Source organism: Bradyrhizobium sp. CCGUVB14 (assembly GCF_024199935.1).
Taxonomy (GTDB): Bacteria; Pseudomonadota; Alphaproteobacteria; order Rhizobiales; family Xanthobacteraceae; genus Bradyrhizobium.
In genome coordinates, this window is sequence record NZ_JANADS010000001.1 from 9,078,667 (window position 1) to 9,102,144 (window position 23,478).

Consider the following 23,478-nt stretch of genomic DNA (forward strand, 5'->3'; position numbering starts at 1 on the left):
TTCGCCAGGTTACTTGGCCATGTAATCGAACGCCACGCTGCCGAGCCCGAGCGTCAGGTCCGCCTTGAAGTGCAACGCCGAGATCACTTCGCGCACCGGCAGGCGGGCGACGTCGCAGAGCGCGTGAGGAAACAGGCCGAGTGCGGCGGGACCGGTCCAGGCTTCCTTCAGCGTGATGTCCTCGAGATGGAAGCGCACCAGCTCGCAGATCCGAGGGCTACCGTCGACATGCGGGATGATCTTCAGGATGAAGTTCGGTGCCTTCATCGGCTGCAGCACCGCGTCAAGGTCGACCTTGCGGTGCTTGTAGCCCATGGTCGCTGAGGCACAGAGCACCGAACCATAATGCAGCGAGCCGACCAGCACGTCGCTCTCGACCTCGATCTTCGGCCGCGCCAGCTTCTTCGGAAAGCCCCACAGCTCGCGGCCGCCGGCGATCGGACCTTCGTCGTCGAGATACATCGCGTGGGTGTAAGCGCCCAGCTCACCCTTGAAGCGGACCGGGATCACCTGCCCGGTCTCGGTGTAGTCACCGAAGCCGGTGGAGTCGGGCATGCGGATGAATTCGTATTTCACCACCGGCTCCGCCACCTCGAGCGGCTCAGGCACGATGGCAGCCAGGGCGTCGGGATCGGTTCTGTAGGTGATGATGAAATATTCGCGGTTGAAAAAGCGATATGGCCCCGGCGGGAATGACGGGTTGGTGAGCGGCATCGAGTAAGCGGTACGGCGGACGTCCTCGATCTTCATGGAAGGCCCCATCTGTCGTTGGTTCGACGGATTATGGGGCGCCCTGCACGCCGAGGCGAGATCGTTGAAGTGGCATCGGCAGTCAAATACGCGTCAAGACGCGCGGCCGTCGAGGCTATTTCTTCTCAAGCGGCGGCGCGACCTTCTCGGCCGGAGCCGGCGGCAATGCCGGTTTGGCGGCTCCCGCCGCACCTTGCGTCTGCGGATCGGGGCGCGCGGGCTCCGGCGCCGGCGTGGTCGGCCGATCGCCGCCGGGTTTGGCCTCGGCGGGCGTCTTGTTCTGATCGTTGGACGGCGTGCCCTGAAGCGGCTGCGTCGCCTGGGCCAACTCCATCCGGCTCTGGGCACGGATTTGGGCGAGTGACATCACTGACACCACGACGCCTGCTGCGAATAGCGAGCAGGCAATCGTCAAATCGAGCTTCAATCTGCGCTTGTCATCTTGGCCGGGCATGTCGATCACCGCCTTTGTCCGCGGGATCAACGAAATGGCCCGGCTGCGGTTCCGTGCCCAGCCGGGCGGGAACCGCTCGCTTGCACGCCAACAGGCCGCGCCTACTCCGTGGTGCTGACTTCCCAGGTGGCATGGCGCACGCCGGGCAGATGCTGGAGGTCGGTCGCCACCGCGTTCAGCTCGTTCGGATCGACCGCGGTCGCGACCAGCTTGGCAACGATCTCCAGCAAATCGTCGTCTCCGATCTCGACCACATCGACGTCGGCCACCGGATATTTCGCGGCCTCCAGCTTGTCAACGAGACGATCGCGCATGTCCGGCAAGGCGTCGATCGTGACTGCGAGCTTGAAGTAATAGGTCGCCTCCAGCGCCTTCTCGTTCAGCGGAATGCGGTTGATGGCATTAACCAGCGGGCGCAGCATGGTGTTGCCGGCAATGACGAACACGGTCAGCGCGGCCGCCTGCGCGACCATGTCGGCCCCGGCGCAGGACCCCACGGCGGCCGAGGACCACAGCGTCGCCGCGGTGTTGAGGCCGCGCACGTCCATGCCCTGCTTCATGATGACGCCGGCCCCTAAGAAGCCGATGCCCGAGACGACATAGGCGATCACCCGCACCGCGCCGTCGGCGCCGTCCAGATGCATGGCGAGATCAACGAAGGCGGCAGCACCGACCGCGACCAGCACGTTGGTGCGCAGGCCGGCGGTGCGCTGACGATATTGCCGCTCGGCGCCGATCAGCGTGCCCAGCACGAAGGCCGTGAACAGGCTGATCAGCGTGTCGGCGAAGTCGGCAAGCTGGAAGGTCGTGAGAAATCGCATGGTCTCCTATACGGCCGGAACCATGACAGATCAAAGCTCCAGCAGACCGCCGTCCCCATTTTCGTCGGCGAAGGCCAGCAGCGTGCCCTTGGCGTTCCAGGCGAGCCCGGCCACCGGCGGGGTGCCGTTGCGGCGGACCAGGATCTCCGCGCCGTCCTCCAGCCGCACCATCAGCACGGTGCCGTCACTGTAGCCGGCGGCGAGGATGTCGTTCTTCGGATGGCAGGCGACGACCGACACGCGCGCCTGCAGTGGCGCGAGCATCGCGGGCTCCTTGCCCATCGGGCCGTCCTTGCTGGCGAACGGCCAGATGATGACGGTATCGGCACCCGAGGTCGCCAAGCCCTTGCCACCCGCGCTCCAGGACATCGAGCGGACACGGCCGGGATAGCCGGTCATGCGCATGTGCCTGCTGTCGGCGAGCCGCCAGCCGTGCAGGGCCGCCTCGTGCATGGTGGTGACCAGGAACTTGTTGTCCGGGCTGAAGGTGACGCCGAGATGCGAGCCGGCCCAGGGCAGGAATTCGGCCGACCCTTCCATGTTGGGAAACCACAGCGTCGCGCCGTTGTAATGCGCGATCGCGAGCCGCAAGCCCTTCGGTGCGAACGCGAGCCCGCCGACGGTCGAGGGCACCTCGAGCGATTTTTCCTCGGCCTTGCCGCTCTTGACGGTCGCGGTCTTGCCGGCCGACCAGGCGTAGGCGCCATCCGGATGCACCGCCACCGCGTCGATCCAGCGCCGCTTCGGATCGGTGGCGAGCAGCGTCACCTCGCCCTTGGCATCGAGCGAGACGACCTTGCCGTCATCGCCGCCCATCACGAGGCGCTTGCCGTCCGAGGCGGTCGAGAGAATGCCGCCACTATGCACGGCAACCATCGTGATCTCGCCCTTGGCGTCGACGAATGCGACGTTTTCCTCCCCGCCGACGAAGGCGGCGCGGAGGCCAAGGAAATGCACCGAGGTCACGCCGATGCCGAGCGTCACGGGCTTGACGCGATCGGTGACGGAGACGATCGAGGCGGAATCGGGGGCCGGCGTAAACTCTTTCATCACGAGACGATGCAGCTCTCGAAGCCCTCGCGAATGGCCTTTTCCGGCAATTCGCGGCCGATGAAGACGAGGCGGCTCTCGCGCGGCTCGCCGTCCTTCCATTTCCGCTGGTGGTTGCCCTCCAGCATCATGTGAACGCCCTGGAACACGTAGCGGTCATCGTCGTCGTGGAAGGCGAGGATGCCCTTGGAGCGCAGGATCTTGCCGCCTTCGACCTGCACCAGGTTCTGGAGCCAGGGCATGAACACGTTCGGATCGAGCGGCTTGTCGGTCTTGAGCGACAGCGATTGCATGTCCTCGTCGTGATAGTGCTTCAGGCCGTGGCCGTGATCATGGTGGTGATGATGGTCGTGGCCGTGATGGTGGTCATGGTCGTGATCATGATCGTCGACCTCGAGGAAATCAGGCTCGATGTCGAGGATGCGGTCGAGGTCGAACGCGCCGCGATCGAGCACGTCGGCCAGGGCAACCGAGCAGCGCTCGGTGCGATGCAGCTTGGCATAGGGATTGATGCCACGGATGCGGGCTTCGACCTCGGCAAGCTCGGGCTTGGTGACGAGATCGGTCTTGTTCAGCACGATGACGTCGGCGAAGGCGATCTGGTTCTTGGCTTCGGGCGCATCCTTGAGCCGGTCGGCCAGCCATTTGGCGTCGGCAACCGTGACCACCGCGTCGAGCCGCGCGTTCTTCTGCACGTCCTCGTCGACGAAGAAGGTCTGGGCGACCGGCGCCGGATCGGCAAGGCCGGTGGTCTCGACGATGATGGCGTCGAACTTGCCCTTGCGCTTCATCAGACCGTCCATGATGCGGACGAGGTCGCCGCGCACGGTGCAGCAGATGCAGCCGTTGTTCATCTCGAACACTTCCTCATCGGCGCCGATGATGAGGTCGTTGTCGATGCCGATCTCGCCGAATTCGTTGACGATGACGGCGTATTTCTTGCCGTGGTTTTCCGACAGGATGCGGTTCAACAGCGTGGTCTTGCCGGCACCGAGATAGCCGGTCAGGACGGTCACGGGAATTTTGGACGCGGTCGCTTCAGACATAAGAACTCCGGGGTCGGCTTGCCGCGCGACGCGAGGCTACGGGGTGGCCCCCTGCCCTAATGGTCAAGCGCGCTGGTCAGGGCCTTTATATTGTGCCTGACCATGTCAATGTAAGTGGGTGCAGGCCCCTTTTCGCCGGTCAAACCGTCCGAAATCAGGGTCCCGCCGACCTTTGCGCCGGTCTCGGCTGCGATCCGCCGGATCAGGCGGTCGTCGCTGATATTTTCCAGAAAAACCGCCGGGATCCTCGCAGCCTTGATCTGGCCGATGATGGCGGCAATGTCCCGCGCACTGGGCTCGGTTTCGGTGGAAACGCCGAGGGGAGCCACGAACTGGACGCCATATTCGGCGGCGAAATAGCCGAAGGCATCGTGGGTCGAGATGATCTTGCGCCGCTCGGGCGGGATTTTGGCCACGGCCTCGCGGACCTCCCGGTCGAGCGCTTCGAGCTTGTCCAGATAGGCCTTTGCCTGCGTGCGGAAGAGCTCGGCATCGTCGGGGTCGGCCGCGACCAGCGCGTTGGCGATGTCGGTCACATAGACCTTGGCGTTGGGCACGGATTGCCAGGCATGGGGGTCTGCGGCCGAGCCGAGCTTCAGCGGCGCGATGCCGGCGCTCGCGGTCACGATCGTCGCTCTGCTGCCTGCGGACTGAACCAGCCGCGGCAGCCAGCCCTCGAGGCCGAGCCCGTTGACGATGACAAGTTTTGCGTCCGCGATCCGCTTCGCATCGCTCGGGGCCGGCGTGTAGACATGGACGTCGCTGTCGGGACCGACCAGCGTGGTCACGTTGACCCGGTCGCCGCCGATAGCGCGGACGAAATCGCCGAGGATCGAGAAGCTCGCAACGACATTGAGCCGCTCGGCGGCATGCAGCGGCGAGGCGATCAGCAGCAGCGCAAAAAGCAGAAGGAAGCGCATCGTCATGCTTCCAGATGCCGGCCGGGAAACAGCTGCCGGACGATGCCGCCGACGCGGCCGAACAGGACGGAGACGATGTAGAGCACCGTCGCCACGAGAATGATCGCAGGGCCGGAGGGCACGCGGGTCTGGAATGACAGCACGAGGCCCGCATAGCCCGAGACGGCGGCAGCGACGACCGCGATGCAGATCATCACCGTCAGATCGCGCGACCAGAACCGCGCGATGCCGGCCGGAAGGATCATCAATCCCACCGCGAGCAGAGTGCCGAGCGCCTGAAAGCCGTTGACGAGGTTGATGACGACGAGCGCGAGGAAGGCGAGATGCGCGGGGCCGCCGGCGCGGCTGACCGTGCGCAAGAACAAGGGATCGACGCTCTCGATCACCAGCGGCCGGTAGATCACCGCGAGCACCAGCAGCGTGACCGTGGCGTTGAAGGCGACCACCAGCAGCGTCTGATCGTCCATCGCAAGGATGTTGCCGAACAGCACATGCAAGAGATCGATATTGGTGCCCTTGATCGAGACGATGGTGACGCCGAGCGCCAGCGAAGCCAGATAGAAGGTTGCAAGCGAGGCATCCTCCTTCAACCCGGTCGAGCGCGCGACCACGCCGGCGAGGATCGCAACCGCAAAGCCGGCGATCAGCCCGCCGGCCGTCATCGCGAACAGATTGAGGCCGGACAGCAGGAAGCCGACGGCGGCGCCCGGCAGAATTGCATGCGCCATGGCGTCACCGACGAGGCTCATCCGCCGCAGCATCAGGAACACACCGATCGGGGCGCCCGCCAGCGACAGCGCGATCACCGCGGCAAGCGCCCGCCGCATGAACTCGAATTCGGTGAATGGGCCGATCAGCGCGTCATAAATCATCTGCTATCACGCCGCCCGCGAGCGCCCGTCCTCGGCACAGGCGGTGGCGCTGTCGTCGAAGGCCTCGCACATCCGCATCGCAACCAGCAGGTTTTCCGGCGTCAGCACCTCCGCCGTCGGCCCCCAGGCCACGGGGCCGCGGGCCAGCACCAGCGTCTCGCTGAAATGGGTGCGCACCATCTCCATGTCGTGCAGCGCGGCGAGCACGGTGCGGCCCTCGCCATGCCAGTGTTTCACCAGCGCGAGCAGGTCGGCCGTGGTCTTGCTGTCGATGGCGTTGAAGGGCTCGTCGAGAACGATCAGGCGCGCATCCTGGAGCAGCACACGCGCGAACAGCACGCGCTGCATCTGCCCGCCCGAGAGCGTGCCGATCGGACGGTTCTCGAAACCGTTGAGTCCCACCGACGCAATCGCGCGAAGAATCTTTTCGCGCGCGGCCTTGCCGATGCCGCCGAACAGGCCCGTCCCGCGCCACAGCCCGGTGCCGACGAAATCGAACACCGAGATCGGAAAGCTGCGGTCGATGTCCGCGCTCTGCGGCAGATAGGCGATGTCGCGGCTATCTAACCCGCCGAGATGGATGCTGCCGTCGAGCGGCCGGAGGATGCCGACGATGCCGCGCAGCAGCGTCGACTTGCCGGCGCCGTTGGGACCGATCACGGCGACCAGCGCGCCGGGCGCGACCTCGCCGTTGAGATGGTGCACGGCCGGATGGCGGTCATAGCCGAGCGTCACGTTGTGAAAGTGTATGGCCGCCATGGTCACCTCATCGCCAGAAAGACGACGCCCCAGAGCACGGCGCAGACGGCGACGGCGGCCGACAGGCGGCCGGCCATGGTCATGCGCAGGATCGACCAGGGCGCCTCCTGGGCCGGGTGCGGCGAGGCCGCGTCATGGACATGGGCGTGGGTGTGGTCGTGCCCATGCGAATGCCCGTGGTCATGATCATGGGAATGGCCGTGGGAGTGGCCAGGCGAATGACCGTGGGCATGGTCGTGATGATGGGCGTGGGACGCGGCGGGAACCATGTCCAGGACGTTATATTATAACATTACCCCTGTCCACGCCCGGCTCAGGGCTTGCCGATCACCATCGCGATGGCGGCCGCCACGAACGGGAACGGCACCGAGACCGCGCAGCGGAACCAGACGAAACGGGCCGGCATGAACGGGATTTCCCACAAAATCACCCGCTGGAAGGCGAACAGGGCCCAGGCCACGACATAGGCGACCACCTGGGGCACCCCGCCGCCCGACTTCAACGCCACCGTGCCGATGGAAAAGCCGATCACCGGGCCGCCGGGCGTGGCGGCGCCGGCGACCACGGCGGTTGCAACCCCGAGCCAGCCGCTGTCCGGCCCGAGCCAGCCGGTGATCACCTCCTGCGGGATGATGGCGGCGATATAGCCGGAGCCGATCACGCCGAGTGCGATCCGCGGCACGATGTTGATGAAATCCATCGAGCCCTCGCGCAGCGAGGCCTTGAACACCGGAGGGCCACGACGGAAGGCGATCAGGCCGACGCCGAACACCGAGCCCCACAGCAGGATATCGATGAGGAGCGCCGCGCTCACGCCGCCTCCTCGTCGCTGTCGCGCTTCGGATAGACCCTGACGTAGACGAAGCGGCCGAGCGCGCCGGCGAGCACCGGCAGCGGCAGCGAGATCAGAATCCGCCACAGCGTGAAGTCGGTGCCCATGATCGGAATTTCCCAGGCGACCGCACGGCCGTAGCCGATCAACGTCCAGCTCACGACCATGGCGATGGTGGCGCCGAAATCGGCGCCGACCGCGAGCAGTGCGCTCGCCACGGGATAGGCGGTGAAGGGACCGCCGGGCAGGATCGCGCCAAAGGCGGTGCCGATCAGAAGGCCCATCAGGCCGGATTTAGGCCCAAGCGAGCGCGAGACTTTTTCGTGCGGCAGGATTTCCGAGATGAAGGCGCCGAGCAGGCAGCCCGCCAGTACGCGCGGCAGGATGCCGCCGAACAGCGAGAGGTCGTGGGTGAGAATGTCGAGAACGCCATCGGTGCCGTCACGGCGCCAGACCAGTCCGGCGCTCACCGCCACCAGCGCCGCAATGATGATCGTCGACCAGCCGATCGGCTTGCGGATGCGCCCGGGGTGCGGCTCGGAGTCCGCGTCCTCGGCAGGCGCAGGACTTTTCGGGGAAGAATCTGACAACGGGCTGGGTCGGCTCGAGGGTGATGCCTCTCCTGATTAAGGGCGCCGTCGAGGCGATGCAAACGGAACGATGACAGACCCGTGCGCGCACCGCGCAGGACTGGCTCAATCAATTCCGCACAGCAAAAAGGCGGCCGCGCGAGCGACCGCCTTTCGTTTCTGACGGCGTAAGACTTACGCCTTGTCGAACAGGGACTCGACGTATTCCCAGTTCACGAGGTTCTCGACGAACGCCTTGAGATAGTCGGGACGGCGGTTGCGATAGTCGATGTAGTAGGAGTGCTCCCAGACGTCGACGCCGAGGATCGGGGTGGCGCCGTGCACCAGCGGATTCTCGCCGTTCGGGGTCTTGGCGATCTCGAGCTTGCCGTTCTTGACCTGGAGCCAGGCCCAGCCGGAGCCGAACTGGCCGACGCCGGCCGCCTGGAAGTCGGTCTTGAACTTCTCGAAGCCGCCGAGGTCCTCGTTGATCTTCTTCTCGAGCTTGCCCGGCAGCTTGGTGCCGCCGCCATTGGGCTTCATCCAGCTCCAGAAGTGGATGTGGTTGTAGTGCTGGCCGGCGTTGTTGAACACCGCGGGGTTCTTGCCGAACGAGCCCTTGACGATCTCTTCAAGGGACTTGCCTTCCCATTCGGTGCCCTTGAGCGCGTTGTTGCCGTTGGTGACGTAGGCCTGATGATGCTTGTCGTGGTGGAATTCCAGCGTCTCCTTCGACATGAACTGGCCGAGGGCGTCATAGGCGTAAGGGAGTGGGGGCAGCGTGAATGTCATGGGTTCTTGTCCGCAACTGGTGGGGAACGTTTTAACGGTCACCCCTTATAGAAGGTTCCTGCGCCGTTAAATACCGCCAATTTGCGAAAAGGCGCGATTGCCACGGCATGGCCCGATTGCGCAGCTTTCAGACCCCCGAAAAATATCATTGCCTTTGAAGCGCTTATGGCAGAACGAATGCGTCACGGAGCAGAGCTGCGAAAGCCATGAGCATCGAAATCGACATTTTGAACGGCGACGCCGCGTGGCCGATTGCCGAGCCGCTTTTCAAGGCAGTCTATCCGCGCGAGGTGGTGGAGAAGCTGCCTTGGGGCCATATCAAGTGGGCGAATCCCGATCTCCGCGTGCTGATCGAGACTCCCGAGGACGGCCTCGTCTGCCATGTCGGCATCTATTTCCGCACCATCACCTGGAATGGACAGAAGGCACATGTCGGCGGCATCGGCGGCGTCTGTACGCGCGAGGATCGGCGGGGGCGAGGCTATGCCACCATGGCGATCGACGCGGCGGTGCATACCATGCGCGCCAACGAGGCGGTGCGCTTCGCGATCCTGTTCTGCGAGCCGCACAATGCCGCGTTCTACGAGGCGCGCAGCTGGCTGTCCTTCAAGGGCGAGGTCTATTGCGAGCAGCCGGAGGGGCGGATCCGCTTCACGCATACGGCGCCCTATGTGTTCAACATCGTCCGCGCACCGACGCTCGGCACCATTGACCTCTGCGGCCTGCCCTGGTGAGACGCTCTCTGGGGCAAATGAACGCAGCAATGTGATTCCATCAGGCGTTGCACGATTCTGATTTGCTGCTATGGAGACGCCCTCCATTCCGAGGCCTTTCCATGTCCCGCAGATTCGCCATTCTCACCGTCCTCCTCGCTGCGCTGTCCGGCGCAACGGCTGCGCATGCGCAGAGCGCGGACGCGAGCGGGACCTGGCTCACCCAGGCCGGCGATGCGCGCGTAAAAATCAGCAAATGCGGCGGCGGCATCTGCGGCGTCATCGTCTGGCTGCGCGAGCCCCACGACACCGCGACCGGCCAGCCCGCCACCGACAGCAAGAACCCCAATCCCGCGCTCGCCAGACGCCCGATGATCGGCCTGCCGCTGTTCTCCGGCATGCAATCATCGGGTCCGAACAAATGGTCGGGCCAGATCTACAATGCCGATGACGGCAGCACCTATGCGAGCAGCGTCTCCGTGACGGGCGCAGAGACGCTGCGCGTCGAAGGCTGCGTCGGCGCGCTCTGCGGCGGCGAAACCTGGACGCGCGCGGGTCGCTAGGTCGCAGCCGCCATCATCGCCTTCAGCGCCGTCGCCGCCGAGGCGTAGCCGCCGCGCGCGCCGTCGATGAAGTGGACGTGGTCGCTGCGCAGCGCAGAGGGCGTGAAGCAGGTCATCATCGCGGCATCCTGCTGGTAGAGGCCGTAGCGCACGACGCCGTCGCGCGCGGCGATCGCGAGACGATCGCTCAGCGCCCGCTCGAGCTCCGGCGTGCAGTCGAGGATCATGCGCAGTCCGTCGTCATATTTGCGGAAGTCGGAATTCTCGACCACCTGGCGCTTGTAGACCTTCGGCAGGAAGCCGCCGACCTTGATGTCGAAGCGCATCAGGACGTAGACGAAAAACGTATAGGCAAGCAGGCCGGCGCGACGCTTGAGCAATGACCCGCCGCGGATCGCCCGCGCCTCGTAATCGAGGCCCTGCGGCGGCCATTTCAGCGGTGGCCCCTGCGGCGGCACGGGACGCCCGGACTCCGGACTGCGCTCGACGAGATGGATGATGTCCTCGATCACCTTGCGGAAGGCCTGCGGGTCGACGCCAGCAGCCGGCATCACCAGCACCGACAGGATCAGCCCGCGCGAGGCCGGTATCACCTCGAAGCGGCAGGACAGGCCGGAGAGATCGGGCTGCGTACCGGCGGACGCCTCGGCGACGGCGAACTCGCCGCGCTTCATCGCGGCGTCGGCGAAGGCGAGCCCGCCGCCGGAGAACATTGCGTAGGACAGATTGGCCGACGGACCGAAGCGCGCGACGCGCACGTCGAAACCTTTGGCACGGATGGCGCTCACCGGCACGAGCGCCACACGCATCTTGAGATCGAGGTCTTCCCGCACCCAGGTCGCCGTCGCAGCCAAAGCTTCGCGGGCCGCATCGAGATCGCCCGGCGCGACTGCGAAACTGGCGCCGTCGCCGCCGAACACGAAGGGAAATTCGCGTCCCTCCAGCGCATTCGTCACCGCGGCGATCACGGCAGCGCCAGCCATGTTGACCGCCTTGTAGCGCTGCGCCGCAATCGCCTTGGTGGAATCGACGATGTCGGCGACGCCAATGCTCCAGTCCTCCGGCAGCGGCGAATAGAGCTTTGGCTCCATCAGGCTGGTGAAGCCGCGGAAGACAGGGATGCTGCCGTAAAAGGAGTCGCCTGGGATCATTGGATGATGCTGGATGGTTGGGACGCGTCCGAACGAGATACGTGGCAGGATCGATCGGGGTTCGCGCCCCCTTCGATGCCCCGATCTTTGGCCGAAATGGCGCCGGACAACAAGCTCGCTCCGCGCCGCAATGCCGCACGTCGTCATTGATCGGCATCAAACAGCCGGCCGGGGATGACGCTACGGTCGGACCGCCCCAGAAGCTTGCACGGGATCATCGAGGTGTCCGACATCATCAGTGCGGTCAAACTGCCGGAATGGCTCACCGCGGCCGTGGATGCCTGGGCGCGGGACCATCACCTGTCGCGCTCGGAAGCGATCTGCAAGCTGGTCAATTTCGGCCTCAGGATTGCGCCCGCGGCGCCGTCATCGACGCACACGATCACGTCGGATGCGACGAGAATCGAGGAAATCGCGGTGAACGAGATCGAGAGCCTGCTCGATCCCGCTCTGCCCGCAGACGAACGCGAGCGCCGCATTCGCCGCCTGACCGAAGGGCCGCCGGAATTCTCGCACGCGCGGATTGATCTGCCGAAACATCAGACGTGAGCGCCGACGCGCGCTAATGCAGCTTCTCGTCCTGGCGCTTGCGCAGGGCCGATGCCGGCACGTCATGACAGCCGATCAGCCGCACGAATTGCTGCGGATACATTTCGTAGCCGTGGCTGCCGGAGTTTTGATGCGACATCGGCGGGCAGCGGGTATCGTCCAGTTTCGCGGGCGATGGCTCTGCAGACGTTTGACCGTGACTCGCAACGGTTGGCGTGACCATGGACTGCTCCCTGTCGTTTAGGGCAGTTCGATTGACGTAACCCAATCGAGCACGAGGCATCTTACGACTAAATCCGGCTCAATGTCATTGCGCCGGATCAACCCGATTGCGACGGCGGAGTTCCGTGTCAGGCCGTATTCCCTGCGTCGATCGTGAACACGGTGCCGGTGACGTTGCGGCCGCCCTCGCCGAGCAGATATTCCACCATGCGCGCGACGTCGTCGGTCTCCGGCAGGCGGCGCAGCGCGCTGCGGCCGGCGATGCGTTTGCGGCTTTCGTCGGAGAGATTGTGCGTCAGCTCGGTATCGATGAAGCCGGGCGCGATCGCGTTCACGGTGATGCCGAGCTTGCCGACCTCGCGCGCGAGCGAGCGGGTGAAGCCGGTCGCGGCGGCCTTGGTCGCGCCGTAAACGGACAAGCCGTTGTAACCGGTCGTCGCGATGATCGAGGAGATGTTGATGATGCGGCCGGCGCCATCCGCCATCATCTGGCGCGCGACATATTTGGTGAGGATGATCGGCGACAGCACGTTGAGCTGTACCAGCGACTCGATCTCGGAATTATGCATGGTTGCGAGCAGGCCCTCGGTGCCGAGGCCGGCATTGTTGACGAGGCCGTAGGTCGGGCCGAACTCGTCGCGCACCAGTTTTGCAAAGGCCGGAATCGCATCGATCACGGCGAGGTCGCAGGCGCGGAAATGCAGGCGGCCCTCGGAGGCAGCGATCGCGGCCTTGAGCTCATCGCTCTCACGTCGTGCGGCCGCGATCACATTGTAGCCGGCGCTGACCAGCCGCTTGCCGATCGAAAGGCCAATGCCGCGGCTGCCGCCGGTGACGAGAACATTATGCATCGGTGCGCGCCAGTTTGCCGGCCGGGGTGACGTCGAGCGCCTCGACGAAGCGGATTACCGCCGGCACCTTGTGGGACGCCAGCTGCGCGCGGCACTGATCCAGGATCTGGTCGCGAATGTCCTTCGCGCGCGCCTGGTCGGTCCCGTCGGCAAGAATCACGTCGGCGACGACGATGCCGCCCGTGATCGGGCTGCGCCGCGACTTCGCCCGCGACATCCGCACGTCTGGATGACGGTTGATGGCCGCCTCGATCTCCTCGGGATGAACTTTCAGGCCGCCGATATTGATGATGCCGCCGCGGCGGCCGACGAAATAATATCGGTCGCCACGCAATTCGACGATATCGCCACTGTCGACGAAACCGTCGCCGTCGGTGAGCGCAGCCGCATTGCGGCCGATGTAAGCGTGTGCCGTCCGCGTCGAGCGTATGCGCAGCGAGCTGTCGACGACCTTCATCTCGACGCCGTTGCGGTTGCCGAGATAGTTCGCCGGAAAACCCTCGAGCCCGTCATTAACGGCGAAGCCGACGCCGGCCTCGGTGGAGGCATAGGCATGACCGACGGAGGAATTCGGGAATGCCGCCTTGAGGCCGTCGAGCACCGCCTGGTCGGCGATCTCGCCGGAGAGGCGGACGTAGCCGGGCGCGAACTGCGCGGCCGAACCGCTCATCAGAAGCTTGCGCCAGTGCGAGGGCGTGCCGGAGATGTGCGAGACCCCGCGCGCGTTCAGCCGCGCGACGTGATCGGCGAGCGCCTCGTGCGGATCCGACAGCACCATCGAGCCGCCGGAGAGGACGGCGCGGAGGAAGATCTGCAGGCCGCCATAGCGGCGGATGTCGTAGAAGGTGGCCCAGACCGGCGCCGGGCCCTTGGCGGGGCCTTCGGTGACGATGGCGCCGGTGAGCGCTTCCAGCGTGTGGCCGACGATTTTGGGCACGCCCGATGTGCCCGAGGTCAGCATCAGCCATTCGGTCGCGCGCTCGGTCTGCGCGGGCGTCGTGGCTTGAAGTGGCAATCGGGCGATAACGACCAGCGACACGCCGGTCGCGGCCCAGCGATCGGGCTGGTCGGTGACGACGGCATCGATGCCGGCATCGGCGATGAGCGCGTCCAGATGCGCAGGATTGAGATCCGGCGGGCATAGCAGCATGCGACGGGCGATGCCGTCGAGCTCGATCATGGCGAGGCCCGAGCGGAGCTGGTCCGACAGTTTCAGGAGGACCGCGCGGCCGGACAGCTCGCGCAGGCGGCCACCGAGGACCGTCTGCGACAGGATGTCGGTCAGCGACACGACATCGTGCGCATCCGACAGTGTCCGCCCTTTCAGATGATCACGGAGCGCGAAGATCTCACGCGGGGACATTTTCGTAGGCCCGCACGAAATCACCCACGGTGGCGGGGAACGCTGCGTCCTCGGAAATGGTGAAGGGATCGACGCCGGTCTCGTCCTCGAGACGCGCGACCAGGATCGCGAAAGCGAGCGAGTCAAAGCCCGTCTCGTGCAGGGACAGATCGTCCGAAAGTGCGGGAAGCGTGACGTGCTGCTCTTTTGCGATCTGCTGGATCGCTTCAATGACCTTGGATCGTACCGACATGGCTGGCTCGCCTCTGACTTTAGTTAATCGATCGTGTTTCTTGCGGCGGCTCTCGATGACCGCCTCCCCTTGCCCGTGGGTTTACCGGACAGAAGTAAATGGCCTCTTGGACAATTCAGATAAAATTGGACCTATCTCGCGATTTTGCTTCCGTTACAGCCGGATCGTACCGTCCACGACCTGCGCATACGTCTTCTCATCCAGCGCAACATAAGCGCCGGATTTCGGCTCGAGCATGAACATCGGATCCGTCACCGCGCCTGGATCAAAGCCCTCGCGCGCGAGCTCCCCCTTCTTCTGCTTGAATGTCTCGGTCGCATCGAGCTCGCGCGAGATGCGGATGAAGACCGGGCGGGCATAGGCCGGCAGCCGCTGCGCGAGATGCGCAGACAGCGCGGCGATGTCAAAGCCCTCGTTCACGACGATCGCGCTCATGCCGGCGCGGCCATCGGCGCCGGGAATGCTGACGCCATAGGTGGTGGCATCGACCACGCCGGTGAAATCGCGCACGGCGTCGTTGACCTCGGAGGTCGCGACGTTCTCGCCCTTCCACCGGAAGGTATCGCCGATACGATCGACGAAATGAAAGAAGCCCTTGTCGTCAAGCCGCATCAGATCGCCGGTACGGAACCAGGCATCGCCCTTGGCAAAGACGTTGCGCAAAATCTTCTTCTCGGTCTCACCCGCGTCGGTATAGCCCTCGAAACGACCACCGCCCTCGTCCGCCCTGCCGATGCGACCGATGGCCTCGCCCGGCTCACCGCGGGCACAGGCCAAGCAAAAGCCTTCCTCATTGCGCAGCGGCGCGCCGCTGTCGGGATCGAGCTTGACGAGACCGGCGGGAAAGCGATGCGCGAGCAGCGGCGGGATACGGCCGATGGCGCCCGGCTGCCCCTCGACGTTGAACAGCGAGAAATTGCCTTCGGTCGCGGCGTAGAATTCGAGGATGCGCGGAATGGCGAAACGGCCCTGGAAATCCTCCCAGATATCGCCGCGCAGGCCATTGCCGCAGACGAGCCGCAGGCGGTGGCGGTTTTCGTATTCCGACGGCGGCGCCTTGAGCAGATAGCGGCAGAGCTCGCCGATATACTGAAACAGGGTGCAGTCGTGCCGCACGATGTCGGGCCAGAAGTTCGACGCCGAGAATTTCTCGGCGACCACCACCGAACCGCCGGCTGCGAGCATGCTGCACGGCGCGACGATGCCGCCGACCGAGTGAAACAGCGGCAGGCAATCGTAGAGACGGTCCTGCGGTGTCGCGCCGGTGAGGCCGGCGAACCAAAAACCCCAGTTGAGGATGCGGCGATGGCTGATGCTGGCAGCCTTCGGCAGGCCGGTGGTGCCGGAGGTATAGATCAGCAGCGCGCGGTCATCGATGGTGACGTCGCCGTGCTCCTCCGGCAGCAACGCCTCGTCGTCGAGCGCGGCGAGCGCAACATCGATCGCACGCTCGCTGCGGGCATCGCCATGGGTCCAGACCTTGGCGTCGGTCTTCAGGTGCGGCGCCGCGCTCTCCAGCGTCTCCGAGAGGTCATGCGCGACGATGATGTGCGAGGGCTTTGCGACATCGATGCAATGCGCGAGAGATTGCCCGACGAGCCTGGTGTTGATCAACGCCACCACGCCGCCAACACGGCTGATGCCGAGCCAGGCCGCGACATAGTCGATGCCGTTCGGCATGATCAGGCCGACAGTATCCCCTTTGGCGACGCCGACCGAGAGTGCCCAGCGCGCATAGCGATTGATGCGCTTCGATAGGCCGTCATAGTCGAGGCTTGCGTCGTCCGTGACCAGCGCGACACGGTCGGGCTGGCGACGTGCCCAATCGTCGACGACGTCGGCGAAGAGCCGGCCCGGCAGCGTCTCGATCCGCGCCGTCAGCTCGATCGCCTTCAGCCAGATCTTTGAAGCCGAAGGCGCGCGCGCGGCTTTCGTTTGCTCGATGACGCCGGTGGTCATGCCGTTCATTCTTTCGGGCGGTATCTGCTTGTTCCCGGCAGCTTAGCGCGCGCGCCCTGCCCAGGTGTTAAGAGACAAGGTAAAACTCGGTTAGCTCTCGATTAACTGCGATCATCCTTTACCAAGCCGACGGGAACGTCGTGCGGCCCGACGCGATTCTTGCGATAGCAACGCCAGTCATTCGAGCGTGCTGCGCGCGTCCTCTCGCCCCGCGAGAGATGAAATGGAGGCCATCATGATCACCAGGCGACATTTCCTTCAGACCGCGGCCTGCGCCGCAGCCACGCTCGTGGCTCCGCGCGCCTTTGCGATCGGCAACCCGTCCTATCCCTCGCGCAGCGTGAAATGGGTGGTGCCCTATGCACCTGGCGGCGCCACCGACGTGCTGTCACGTCTGATCTGCCAGCGCCTGTCCGACCGGCTCGGCCAGAGCTTCGTGGTCGAGAACAAGCCTGGTGCCGGCAGCAATATCGGCACGCAGGCGGTGATCACGTCCGCGCCGGACGGCTACACGCTGCTGCTGACCTCGACTGCGAATGCGATCAACGCCTCGTTCGATCCGGCGTTGCCCTATGATTTCGCCAAGGGCATCGCGCCGGTCGCCGGCGTTGCGCGGATTCCGCTGGTGCTGGTCGTCAACAACGACTTGCCGGTCAAGAGCGTTGCCGACTTCATCGCCTACGCCAAGGCCAATCCCGGCAAGATGTCGATCGCCTCGTCCGGCATCGGCACCTCGCTGCATCTCTCCGGCGAGCTGTTCAAGTCGATGGCCGGCGTGCAGTTCACCCACGTGCCCTATCGCGGTTCCGCGCCGGGCCTGACCGACGTGATGAGCGGGCAAATCCAGGGCATGTTCGACAACGTCACCTCGTCCTTCGAACTGGTGCGCGCCGGCAAGCTGCGCGCGCTCGGCATCACCACGCGCGAGCGCTCGGAGATTTTGCCTGAGGTACCATCGATTGCCGGCACGCTTCCCGGCTACGAGACATCCTCGTTCTACGGCGTCGGCGCCCCCTACGACACGCCGCGCGAGATCGTCGACCTGCTCAATCGCGAGGTCGACACGGCGCTGTCCGACGCCGAGATCAAGGCGCGCATCGCCGAGCTCGGCGCGATCCCGCTGCACGGCAATGCGGGCGAGTTCAGCGGCATGCTGACCGCCGAGACCGAGCGCTGGCGCAAGGTGGTGGAGTTGTCCGGGATCAGGAAGGAATAGCCTCTTCCACGCGTCAGGCGGATTGATTGCTTGGTCGAACAATCCGCCGGACATCGCACCCACAGCCCGTCAGTACACCGTCTTGTGACGCTTGCGCGCCGGAGGCTGCTGCCGATCGAAGGCGTAATAGGGATTGACGTCACACATCGCGGAAAGGCCCGATGCCGTCGCGCGACACTGCTCAATTGATGTAAACGAGCAATCGTACCAGTCGCTGGCGCCGCCGTGAGGGCCGCCCGACCAGATGTGCATGCACACCGGATAACGCGGGTCGTAACGCTGGGCGCTGGCAGGAGTCGCGACGAAAAGCGCTGCGATGGCGGTGAGGGTCAGGACAGGGAGGCGCATCGGACATTTCCTCGAATAGGTGGCGTCGACGGATCTGATGCCGACGGCCTCCTATGACACAACGCTACGCCCGAGGCGACTGTTCCTGGGGACAATGACGGCAAGGTGAGCGCGCCGTGGCGCTACCCACCCAGCCCCTGCAGCACGAGACGATTCAGCCTTGCCGCAAACGCGGCCGGATCTTCCGGCAGCTCGCCATCCAGAATCTGCGCCTGTTCGAGCAGGAGCAGGCTGAGGTCATCGACCGTGTTCGAGCCGGCTTGGGCCTTGGTGATCGCCGTGACCATGGGGTGGCGCAGATTGATCTCCAGGATCGGCTTGGTGCGCATGCCGCGGTTCTGCTGCGCCAGCAGCCGCTCGAGCTCGCGGCTTGGGCCCTGGCTGTCGGCGACGAGGCAGGAAGCGGAGCTGGTGAGGCGGGTCGAGGCCTTGACGTCGCTGACGCGCTCGCCAAGCGCCGCCTTGATCACCGCGATGGTGGCGGCCTCGTCGGCCTCGGGCTCGTCCTTCTTCGACTCGTCCGTGTCGTCGACGCGCGGGATCAGGTCGAGATTCAGATCGCCCTGGCTCAGCGACTTCAGCGGCTTGCCCTCGAACTCCGTCGGCATCGAGGTCCAGAACGCATCGACCGGATCGGACAGCAGCAGCACCTCGATGCCGCGCGCGGTGGCGGCTTCCAGCCGCGGACTGGATTTCAACCGCTCGATGCTGTCGCCGACGAGATAATAGATCTCGGTCTGGTTCGGCTTGAAATCGGCGACGATGTCCTTGAGCGCGCGTTTCTCGCCGGTCGTGGTGGTGAAGCGAGACAGCGCGAGCAGCTTTTCGCGGCGCTCGAAATCTTCGTAGATGCCCTCTTTCAGCACCGCGCCGAAAGCGTCCCAGATCTTTGCGAAATTCTCGGCGTCCTTCTCGGCGAGGCTTTCGAGCTCGTTGACGACGCGGGTCGCCACGGCCTTGCGGATCTGCGCCAGCTGCGGGTTGTTCTGGAGCATCTCGCGCGAGATGTTGAGCGGGAGATCCTCGCTGTCGACGACGCCGCGGATGAAGCGGAGATAGCCCGGCAGGAGATCCGCATCGTCGGTGATGAAGACGCGGCGGACATAGAGCTTGACGCGGCCCTTGCGGTTCGGCTCGAACAGGTCGAACGGCTTGGTCGACGGCGCGAACAGCAGCACGGCATAGGAGTAGCGCCCCTCGGCGCGATAATGCAGTGTCATCGCGGGATCGTCGAAGGCGGACGCGATCTGCTGGTAGGCCTTCTTGTAGTCTTCCGTCGAAAGCTCGGATTTCGAACGCTGCCACAGCGCGCTCGCCGAATTGATCTGGCGAGGTTCGCCTTCTTCCGGCACCAGCTCGATCGGGAAGAGGATGTTGTCGGAATAGGCGCCGACGATGCGCTCGATCTCGTAGGTCTCGAGATACTTCTTCGCGTCGTCCTTGAGGTGCAGGACGATCTCGGTGCCGCGCGCCACACGCGCCGCCTCCTCGTCGCTCGCGCGTGCGATCTCGAAGCCGGAGCCGCCTGACGACGTCCAGGTCCAGACGTCGCTTTCGCCGGCACGGCGGCTGACGACGACGATCTTGTCGGCGACCATGAAGGCGGAATAGAAGCCGACGCCGAACTGGCCGATCAGGCCGAGGCCGTCCTTGGCCTCCTTCAGCTTCGACACGAAGGCCTTGGTGCCGGAGCGGGCGATGGTGCCGAGATGATCGATCAGCTCCTGCCGCTCCATGCCGATACCGTTGTCGGCGATCGTCAGCGTCCCTGCCGTCTTGTTCGGGATGATCCGAATCTTGGGCGCGTCGCCCTCACCCAGCAGGGCCGGATTGGCGATCGCCTCATAGCGCAACTTGTCGCAGGCATCCGAGGCGTTGGAGACCAGCTCGCGCAGGAAGATGTCGGTCTCCGAATAGACGGAGTGCACCATCAGGTGCAGCAGCTCGGAAACCTCGGCCTGGAAAGGCTGCGTATGCGTGGCCGTATCGGACGTCGTCATGCGTTTACCCGGTCAATCGGAAGTAAGGAAACCCGGGATATAACGCGATGGGATAGGGGATCAAGTGGACGTGCAAAGCCGCCCCCCCAGGCGGAGGGGCGGTTTGGCAGGTAGGGACGGGCCCGATCAGGTCACGCAGCGGCCGGGCTGCAGCAGCTTGGCGACCTCGGTCAGGGAGCTCACCATCGGCTCACACGCGATGGTCGGCTTGCGGCCCGGCTTCAACAGCATGGTTGAGGGCTTGGCATTGCCGGTCTCGACCACCGCGGGGACCCGGATCAGCACGGACGTGTCGGCCAGATCGTTCAGCCGCATCGAGACGGTGCGGGTCGGAGCGGCCGCCGGCTTGAGGTCGGCGAGCCGATCGGACTTGCTGGCGCGATTGACGTCATGACTTGCGACATTCCGACCCGAGGTCTGGCCCGGCTGCTCGGCGAGAGCCTGCCAGCGTTCGGCCAGATCGTGGCCGGAGGCAAGCTGAACGGCGCCGACCTGAACGGCGCAAAGCGTCGCGGCGATGGCGACGGCACCCAAAAATACCTTTTGAATCTGTGGCATGGCTGTCGGTCCCTCGCCCCATGGCGATCACGGGAACAACGCGAGGAGAGGACAGGAGTTTCCCAGAGGTTAAGATCACTTAACCGTGTGCCAAATTCACGCCAGGCCGCACAAAAAATTTTGCGGCCGCCTGGAACGACTCCCGCGCCTGGGAGTCGTCTCAACAGCCGGCTATTCCCCCCTGCCCCATAAGCCGGCGACGTAGGGCGCGACTGTGGTGATGCCAGTCGCGCCTTACTTTTTTCTGGCGTTCGCTTCTGCCCGCAGTCTATTTGGCCTTCCCCGCAAGCCAGTCCCGCCCCTCGCCATAGAGCTTCTCGACCTCGGGGCCGATCAGGCCGGGCATGTCGCGCTTGACCTTGTAGCCAATCAACTCCTGCATGTAGGCGAGGTGACGGTAGCCTTCGGGCAGCGCGGCGAGCGCCTGCTGGTCGAGGCGAAGCGTCGCGGCAGGATCGACCGGGTCGATCCGATCCTTTTCGTAGATCGGTTGGCGGCGGACGATGCCCCACTTGCCTTGCCGGTTCTCCAGGAAATCGTAGAACCGCCCGGTGCAGACGACGTCGCAGAGTACGTCGTGGACCAGAGCCCGCTGCGAGATCGTCATCTTGGTTTGCGCAATGGCCCGCTCGCCCGCAAGGTCGATGCTGGTGCCGCCGAGGAAATGCAGGATGCGCACGCCCTTGGCAAACCCCTCCTGGCTGACGCGCATGAAATCCCGCGCCGGTCCTTGAAACCAGGTCGCGGACATCCAGCCCTCTTCATGCCAGACGGTGGCAAACCGCTCCCAATCACCGGCGTCGCGCCACACCGCCCAGTTCTCGACGAGGTCGCGGATGGCGAGACGGTCGAGCAGTTGCTGGTCCATGGGCACGTCTCCGGCTTGAAGCGGCGATGGGTGTCATCGCGGCGAGATATCAAGGGGGCAATGACGTTGGCGTCAAGCGTGCGATGCCTTGCAGCCGTTCGAATTGCCCACAGCGACAAGAGCGCGATACGAGCAACGAACCTTGCAATCAACCAGACCGCGATTAATATTGGCGTCGATGCAGATGAAATTCCCTTTAACGGCCGCGCTTCTCGGATTGCTGTTGGCTTTTCCTGCGCTTGCGCAGACTGATACGCCGACCGAGAACGTCAAAGCCTGGCGAGCAAGGATCGCGGCACACATTAACAGCAACAAGTATTTTCCAGGGGGAGGATTGGGGCAGACGGGCAAAGCCAAGGTCACATTCGCCATTGACCGGTCCGGCAAATTGATCTCGCGGGCGCTGACCGAAAGCACGGGCTCGCGGGCGCTGGACGATGCTGCGCTGGCGATCATCGCTCGCGCCGAACCCTATCCGGCACCACCTCCGGAACTGAAGGACGACTCGTTCTCCTTCACCGTGCCGATGAACTTCGCCGGCCGCCAGTTTCAGGTGCCCCCTTTCGGGCTCGTCCTGAGCAGGCCGGATCCAACCCTTGGTGAGTCCGATCCCATGGCCGTCTGGCACAAGGCGGTCACTGAGCATGTCTGGCGTAACAGATCGTTTCCTCCGGAGGCGATGGGCCAGAAAGCCGATGCTGGCGTCACTTTCGTGATCGACCGCGCAGGCAAATTGATCTCGAACGCCTTGGTGGAAAGCACAGGCTCCCCGCCGCTCGACGCGGCCGCTCTGAAGATGGTGGAGCGAAGCGAACCGTTTCCAAGGCCGCCTCCCGAGGCCAAGGACGACCTTCAACGAATGACCATCCTCATGACGCTCGACGGAACGCATCCTGTGGACGGCGCATGGGCAGACGAAGCCAAGCTAAAGGCCAAACTCAACAGTGTCTGCCGAGGCTGCTGACGCGGGGTATCGACAACAAAAACGGCGCGCCATGCGACGCGCCGTTTGCTCATTCGATGCGAATCTTATCAGGCCGCCGGCGCCTTCGGCGCGCGATTGCGCGAGTTGCGCTGGAAGAACAGCGCCTGGCTCGCCACCGCCGACACCATCGCGGGCTGGAACGGCTTTGAGATCAGGAACGCCGGCTCCGGACGCTCGCCGGTGAGGAAGCGCTCCGGATAGGCGGTGATGAACACCACCGGCACCTCGAAGGTGCGGAGCAATTCGTTGACGGCATCCAGGCCCGACGAGCCGTCGGCGAGCTGGATGTCGGCGAGGATGAGGCCCGGCCGCTTGTTCTTGGCCAGCGCCACCGCATCGGCGTGGGTGCGCGCGACGCCGACGACGTTGTGGCCGAGATTCTTCACCAGGCTTTCGAGGTCCATGGCGATGAAGGTCTCGTCCTCGATGATCAGGACGTCGGTCGCGATCTCGGCCGCCATCTCGCGGCCGGCGGCATCAGCCAGCCGGCGCGTCTCGGCGACGTCGGTCGCGAGAACAAAGGCGACTTCCTCTTCCGAAAATCCCTCGAGCGAGAGCAGCAGAAACGCCTGCCGCGGCAGCGGTGTGATGTTGGACAGCCGCCGCTCCGGCGGCATCGGCAGCGTCGCTACCTCGGCGTCGTCATTGACCGAGACCGAATTCCAGATCTGGGTGAACAGCCGGAACAGGCCGGCGCGCGGCCCGTGGCTCTCGTCGAGCACCGACGGATCACCCAGCATGGCTTCCAACATGGCTGCGACATAAGCGTCACCGGAGGCCTGGCTGCCCGTCAGGGCGCGCGCATACCGGCGCAACAAGGGCAAGTGCTCAGCAACAAGCTGCGAACGGGACATCCCCACTCCATTCATTTCGGGCCAACCTTAAAAATAGGGAACTGCGAGGGGAGGCCCGGGTTCCCCTACTGGAGCTGATTACGCTTCAGGATAAGAAAAGTTCCCACGGCTTGGGAACTTTTTGCCGAACCTGGAATTGAACTCATCCAGGGAACGGCTCCCGGTTGAGAAAACTTCTCGA

At 64.7% G+C, this 23,478-nt stretch carries 27 protein-coding genes; 5 read left to right on the forward strand and 22 right to left on the reverse strand.

Translation table 11 applies throughout. From position 1 onward, the window contains the following. Positions 1–9 precede the first annotated feature (9 nt). From NLM32_RS42485 to NLM32_RS42540, 11 genes are all read right to left on the reverse strand, one after another. A complete protein-coding gene (locus NLM32_RS42485) occupies positions 10–750 on the reverse strand; it encodes an acetoacetate decarboxylase (RefSeq protein ID WP_254134597.1) in 741 nt (246 codons plus the stop codon). A gap of 115 nt (positions 751–865) precedes the next feature. Then, positions 866–1,204, reverse strand: coding sequence for a hypothetical protein (locus tag NLM32_RS42490; RefSeq protein WP_254134598.1), 339 nt, complete (start codon positions 1,202–1,204; stop codon positions 866–868). Between the two features lie 101 nt (positions 1,205–1,305). Next, positions 1,306–2,025 (reverse strand): MgtC/SapB family protein, encoded by a 720-nt coding sequence (locus tag NLM32_RS42495; protein ID WP_254134599.1) that lies wholly within the window; start codon positions 2,023–2,025, stop codon positions 1,306–1,308. Positions 2,026–2,055: 30 nt separating this feature from the next. Further along, positions 2,056–3,075 (reverse strand): WD40 repeat domain-containing protein, encoded by a 1,020-nt coding sequence (locus NLM32_RS42500; protein ID WP_254134600.1) that lies wholly within the window; start codon positions 3,073–3,075, stop codon positions 2,056–2,058. Next, complete coding sequence (locus tag NLM32_RS42505) at positions 3,075–4,121, reverse strand: GTP-binding protein (RefSeq protein ID WP_254134601.1); 1,047 nt, start codon at positions 4,119–4,121, stop codon at positions 3,075–3,077. The genes NLM32_RS42500 and NLM32_RS42505 overlap by 1 nt, the downstream gene beginning before the upstream one ends. A 56-nt stretch (positions 4,122–4,177) precedes the next feature. Continuing rightward, on the reverse strand, positions 4,178–5,041 hold the full coding sequence (locus NLM32_RS42510) for a metal ABC transporter substrate-binding protein (RefSeq protein WP_254134602.1): 864 nt from the start codon (positions 5,039–5,041) through the stop codon (positions 4,178–4,180). A gap of 2 nt (positions 5,042–5,043) precedes the next feature. After that, positions 5,044–5,913 (reverse strand): metal ABC transporter permease, encoded by an 870-nt coding sequence (locus NLM32_RS42515; protein WP_254134603.1) that lies wholly within the window; start codon positions 5,911–5,913, stop codon positions 5,044–5,046. 6 nt (positions 5,914–5,919) lie between these two features. Continuing rightward, entirely contained in the window at positions 5,920–6,672 is a 753-nt protein-coding gene (locus NLM32_RS42520; protein WP_254134604.1) for a metal ABC transporter ATP-binding protein, read from the reverse strand. A 313-nt stretch (positions 6,673–6,985) separates the two neighbouring features. After that, positions 6,986–7,486 carry a hypothetical protein gene (locus NLM32_RS42530; RefSeq protein ID WP_008138982.1) on the reverse strand — a complete coding sequence of 167 codons (501 nt, stop codon included), beginning with the start codon at positions 7,484–7,486 and terminating at the stop codon, positions 6,986–6,988. Further along, on the reverse strand, positions 7,483–8,094 hold the full coding sequence (locus NLM32_RS42535; RefSeq protein ID WP_254134606.1) for a permease: 612 nt from the start codon (positions 8,092–8,094) through the stop codon (positions 7,483–7,485). The genes NLM32_RS42530 and NLM32_RS42535 overlap by 4 nt, the downstream gene beginning before the upstream one ends. A gap of 174 nt (positions 8,095–8,268) precedes the next feature. Then, the gene (locus NLM32_RS42540) at positions 8,269–8,865 is read right to left on the reverse strand and encodes a superoxide dismutase (RefSeq protein ID WP_063985730.1); all 597 of its coding nucleotides are present in this window, start codon (positions 8,863–8,865) and stop codon (positions 8,269–8,271) included. 206 nt (positions 8,866–9,071) lie between these two features. On the opposite strand from NLM32_RS42540, the gene NLM32_RS42545 reads away from it, so the two are divergent. Together NLM32_RS42545 and NLM32_RS42550 are read left to right on the forward strand one after the other, a co-directional pair. Further along, positions 9,072–9,599: a GNAT family N-acetyltransferase gene (locus NLM32_RS42545; RefSeq protein WP_254134607.1), complete on the forward strand. Its 528-nt coding sequence runs from the start codon at positions 9,072–9,074 to the stop codon at positions 9,597–9,599. 101 nt (positions 9,600–9,700) lie between these two features. After that, positions 9,701–10,141, forward strand: a complete 441-nt coding sequence (locus NLM32_RS42550; protein ID WP_254134608.1) for a DUF2147 domain-containing protein — start codon at positions 9,701–9,703, stop codon at positions 10,139–10,141. Here NLM32_RS42550 and NLM32_RS42555 read toward each other — a convergent pair. Then, entirely contained in the window at positions 10,138–11,292 is a 1,155-nt protein-coding gene (locus NLM32_RS42555) for a DUF3095 domain-containing protein (RefSeq protein WP_254134609.1), read from the reverse strand. The genes NLM32_RS42550 and NLM32_RS42555 overlap by 4 nt on opposite strands. A 174-nt stretch (positions 11,293–11,466) precedes the next feature. On the opposite strand from NLM32_RS42555, the gene NLM32_RS42560 reads away from it, so the two are divergent. Then, entirely contained in the window at positions 11,467–11,841 is a 375-nt protein-coding gene (locus NLM32_RS42560) for a hypothetical protein (RefSeq protein WP_254134610.1), read from the forward strand. A 13-nt stretch (positions 11,842–11,854) separates the two neighbouring features. Here NLM32_RS42560 and NLM32_RS42565 read toward each other — a convergent pair whose 3' ends face one another. The 5 genes from NLM32_RS42565 to NLM32_RS42585 form a co-directional block, all read right to left on the reverse strand. After that, entirely contained in the window at positions 11,855–12,064 is a 210-nt protein-coding gene (locus tag NLM32_RS42565) for a hypothetical protein (protein WP_254134611.1), read from the reverse strand. 127 nt (positions 12,065–12,191) lie between these two features. After that, entirely contained in the window at positions 12,192–12,914 is a 723-nt protein-coding gene (locus tag NLM32_RS42570) for an SDR family NAD(P)-dependent oxidoreductase (protein ID WP_254134612.1), read from the reverse strand. Then, positions 12,907–14,277 (reverse strand): class I adenylate-forming enzyme family protein, encoded by a 1,371-nt coding sequence (locus NLM32_RS42575; protein WP_254134613.1) that lies wholly within the window; start codon positions 14,275–14,277, stop codon positions 12,907–12,909. The genes NLM32_RS42570 and NLM32_RS42575 overlap by 8 nt, the downstream gene beginning before the upstream one ends. After that, positions 14,264–14,509 carry an acyl carrier protein gene (locus tag NLM32_RS42580; protein WP_015688794.1) on the reverse strand — a complete coding sequence of 82 codons (246 nt, stop codon included), beginning with the start codon at positions 14,507–14,509 and terminating at the stop codon, positions 14,264–14,266. The genes NLM32_RS42575 and NLM32_RS42580 overlap by 14 nt, the downstream gene beginning before the upstream one ends. A 153-nt stretch (positions 14,510–14,662) precedes the next feature. After that, on the reverse strand, positions 14,663–16,477 hold the full coding sequence (locus NLM32_RS42585) for a long-chain-acyl-CoA synthetase (RefSeq protein WP_254134614.1): 1,815 nt from the start codon (positions 16,475–16,477) through the stop codon (positions 14,663–14,665). Between the two features lie 226 nt (positions 16,478–16,703). Here NLM32_RS42585 and NLM32_RS42590 point away from each other — a divergent pair, with 226 nt between their 5' ends. After that, positions 16,704–17,684 carry a tripartite tricarboxylate transporter substrate binding protein gene (locus tag NLM32_RS42590; RefSeq protein ID WP_254134615.1) on the forward strand — a complete coding sequence of 327 codons (981 nt, stop codon included), beginning with the start codon at positions 16,704–16,706 and terminating at the stop codon, positions 17,682–17,684. 69 nt (positions 17,685–17,753) lie between these two features. Here the strand turns inward: NLM32_RS42590 and NLM32_RS42595 are convergent, their stop codons facing one another. The 4 genes from NLM32_RS42595 to NLM32_RS42610 all read right to left on the reverse strand — a co-directional run bounded on the left by NLM32_RS42595 (position 17,754) and on the right by NLM32_RS42610 (position 21,458). Next, positions 17,754–18,032, reverse strand: a complete 279-nt coding sequence (locus NLM32_RS42595; protein ID WP_254134616.1) for a DUF3551 domain-containing protein — start codon at positions 18,030–18,032, stop codon at positions 17,754–17,756. Between the two features lie 122 nt (positions 18,033–18,154). Further along, complete coding sequence (gene htpG / locus NLM32_RS42600) at positions 18,155–20,032, reverse strand: molecular chaperone HtpG (protein WP_254134617.1); 1,878 nt, start codon at positions 20,030–20,032, stop codon at positions 18,155–18,157. 126 nt (positions 20,033–20,158) lie between these two features. Continuing rightward, positions 20,159–20,590: a hypothetical protein gene (locus tag NLM32_RS42605; protein WP_254134618.1), complete on the reverse strand. Its 432-nt coding sequence runs from the start codon at positions 20,588–20,590 to the stop codon at positions 20,159–20,161. Between the two features lie 268 nt (positions 20,591–20,858). Continuing rightward, complete coding sequence (locus tag NLM32_RS42610; RefSeq protein WP_254134619.1) at positions 20,859–21,458, reverse strand: nuclear transport factor 2 family protein; 600 nt, start codon at positions 21,456–21,458, stop codon at positions 20,859–20,861. Between the two features lie 178 nt (positions 21,459–21,636). Between NLM32_RS42610 and NLM32_RS42615 the strand changes: the two genes are divergently transcribed. Further along, positions 21,637–22,422 (forward strand): TonB family protein, encoded by a 786-nt coding sequence (locus tag NLM32_RS42615; protein ID WP_254134620.1) that lies wholly within the window; start codon positions 21,637–21,639, stop codon positions 22,420–22,422. Between the two features lie 68 nt (positions 22,423–22,490). Here NLM32_RS42615 and NLM32_RS42620 read toward each other — a convergent pair whose 3' ends face one another. Continuing rightward, entirely contained in the window at positions 22,491–23,297 is an 807-nt protein-coding gene (locus NLM32_RS42620; protein ID WP_254134621.1) for a response regulator, read from the reverse strand. Positions 23,298–23,478: the final 181 nt, after the last annotated feature.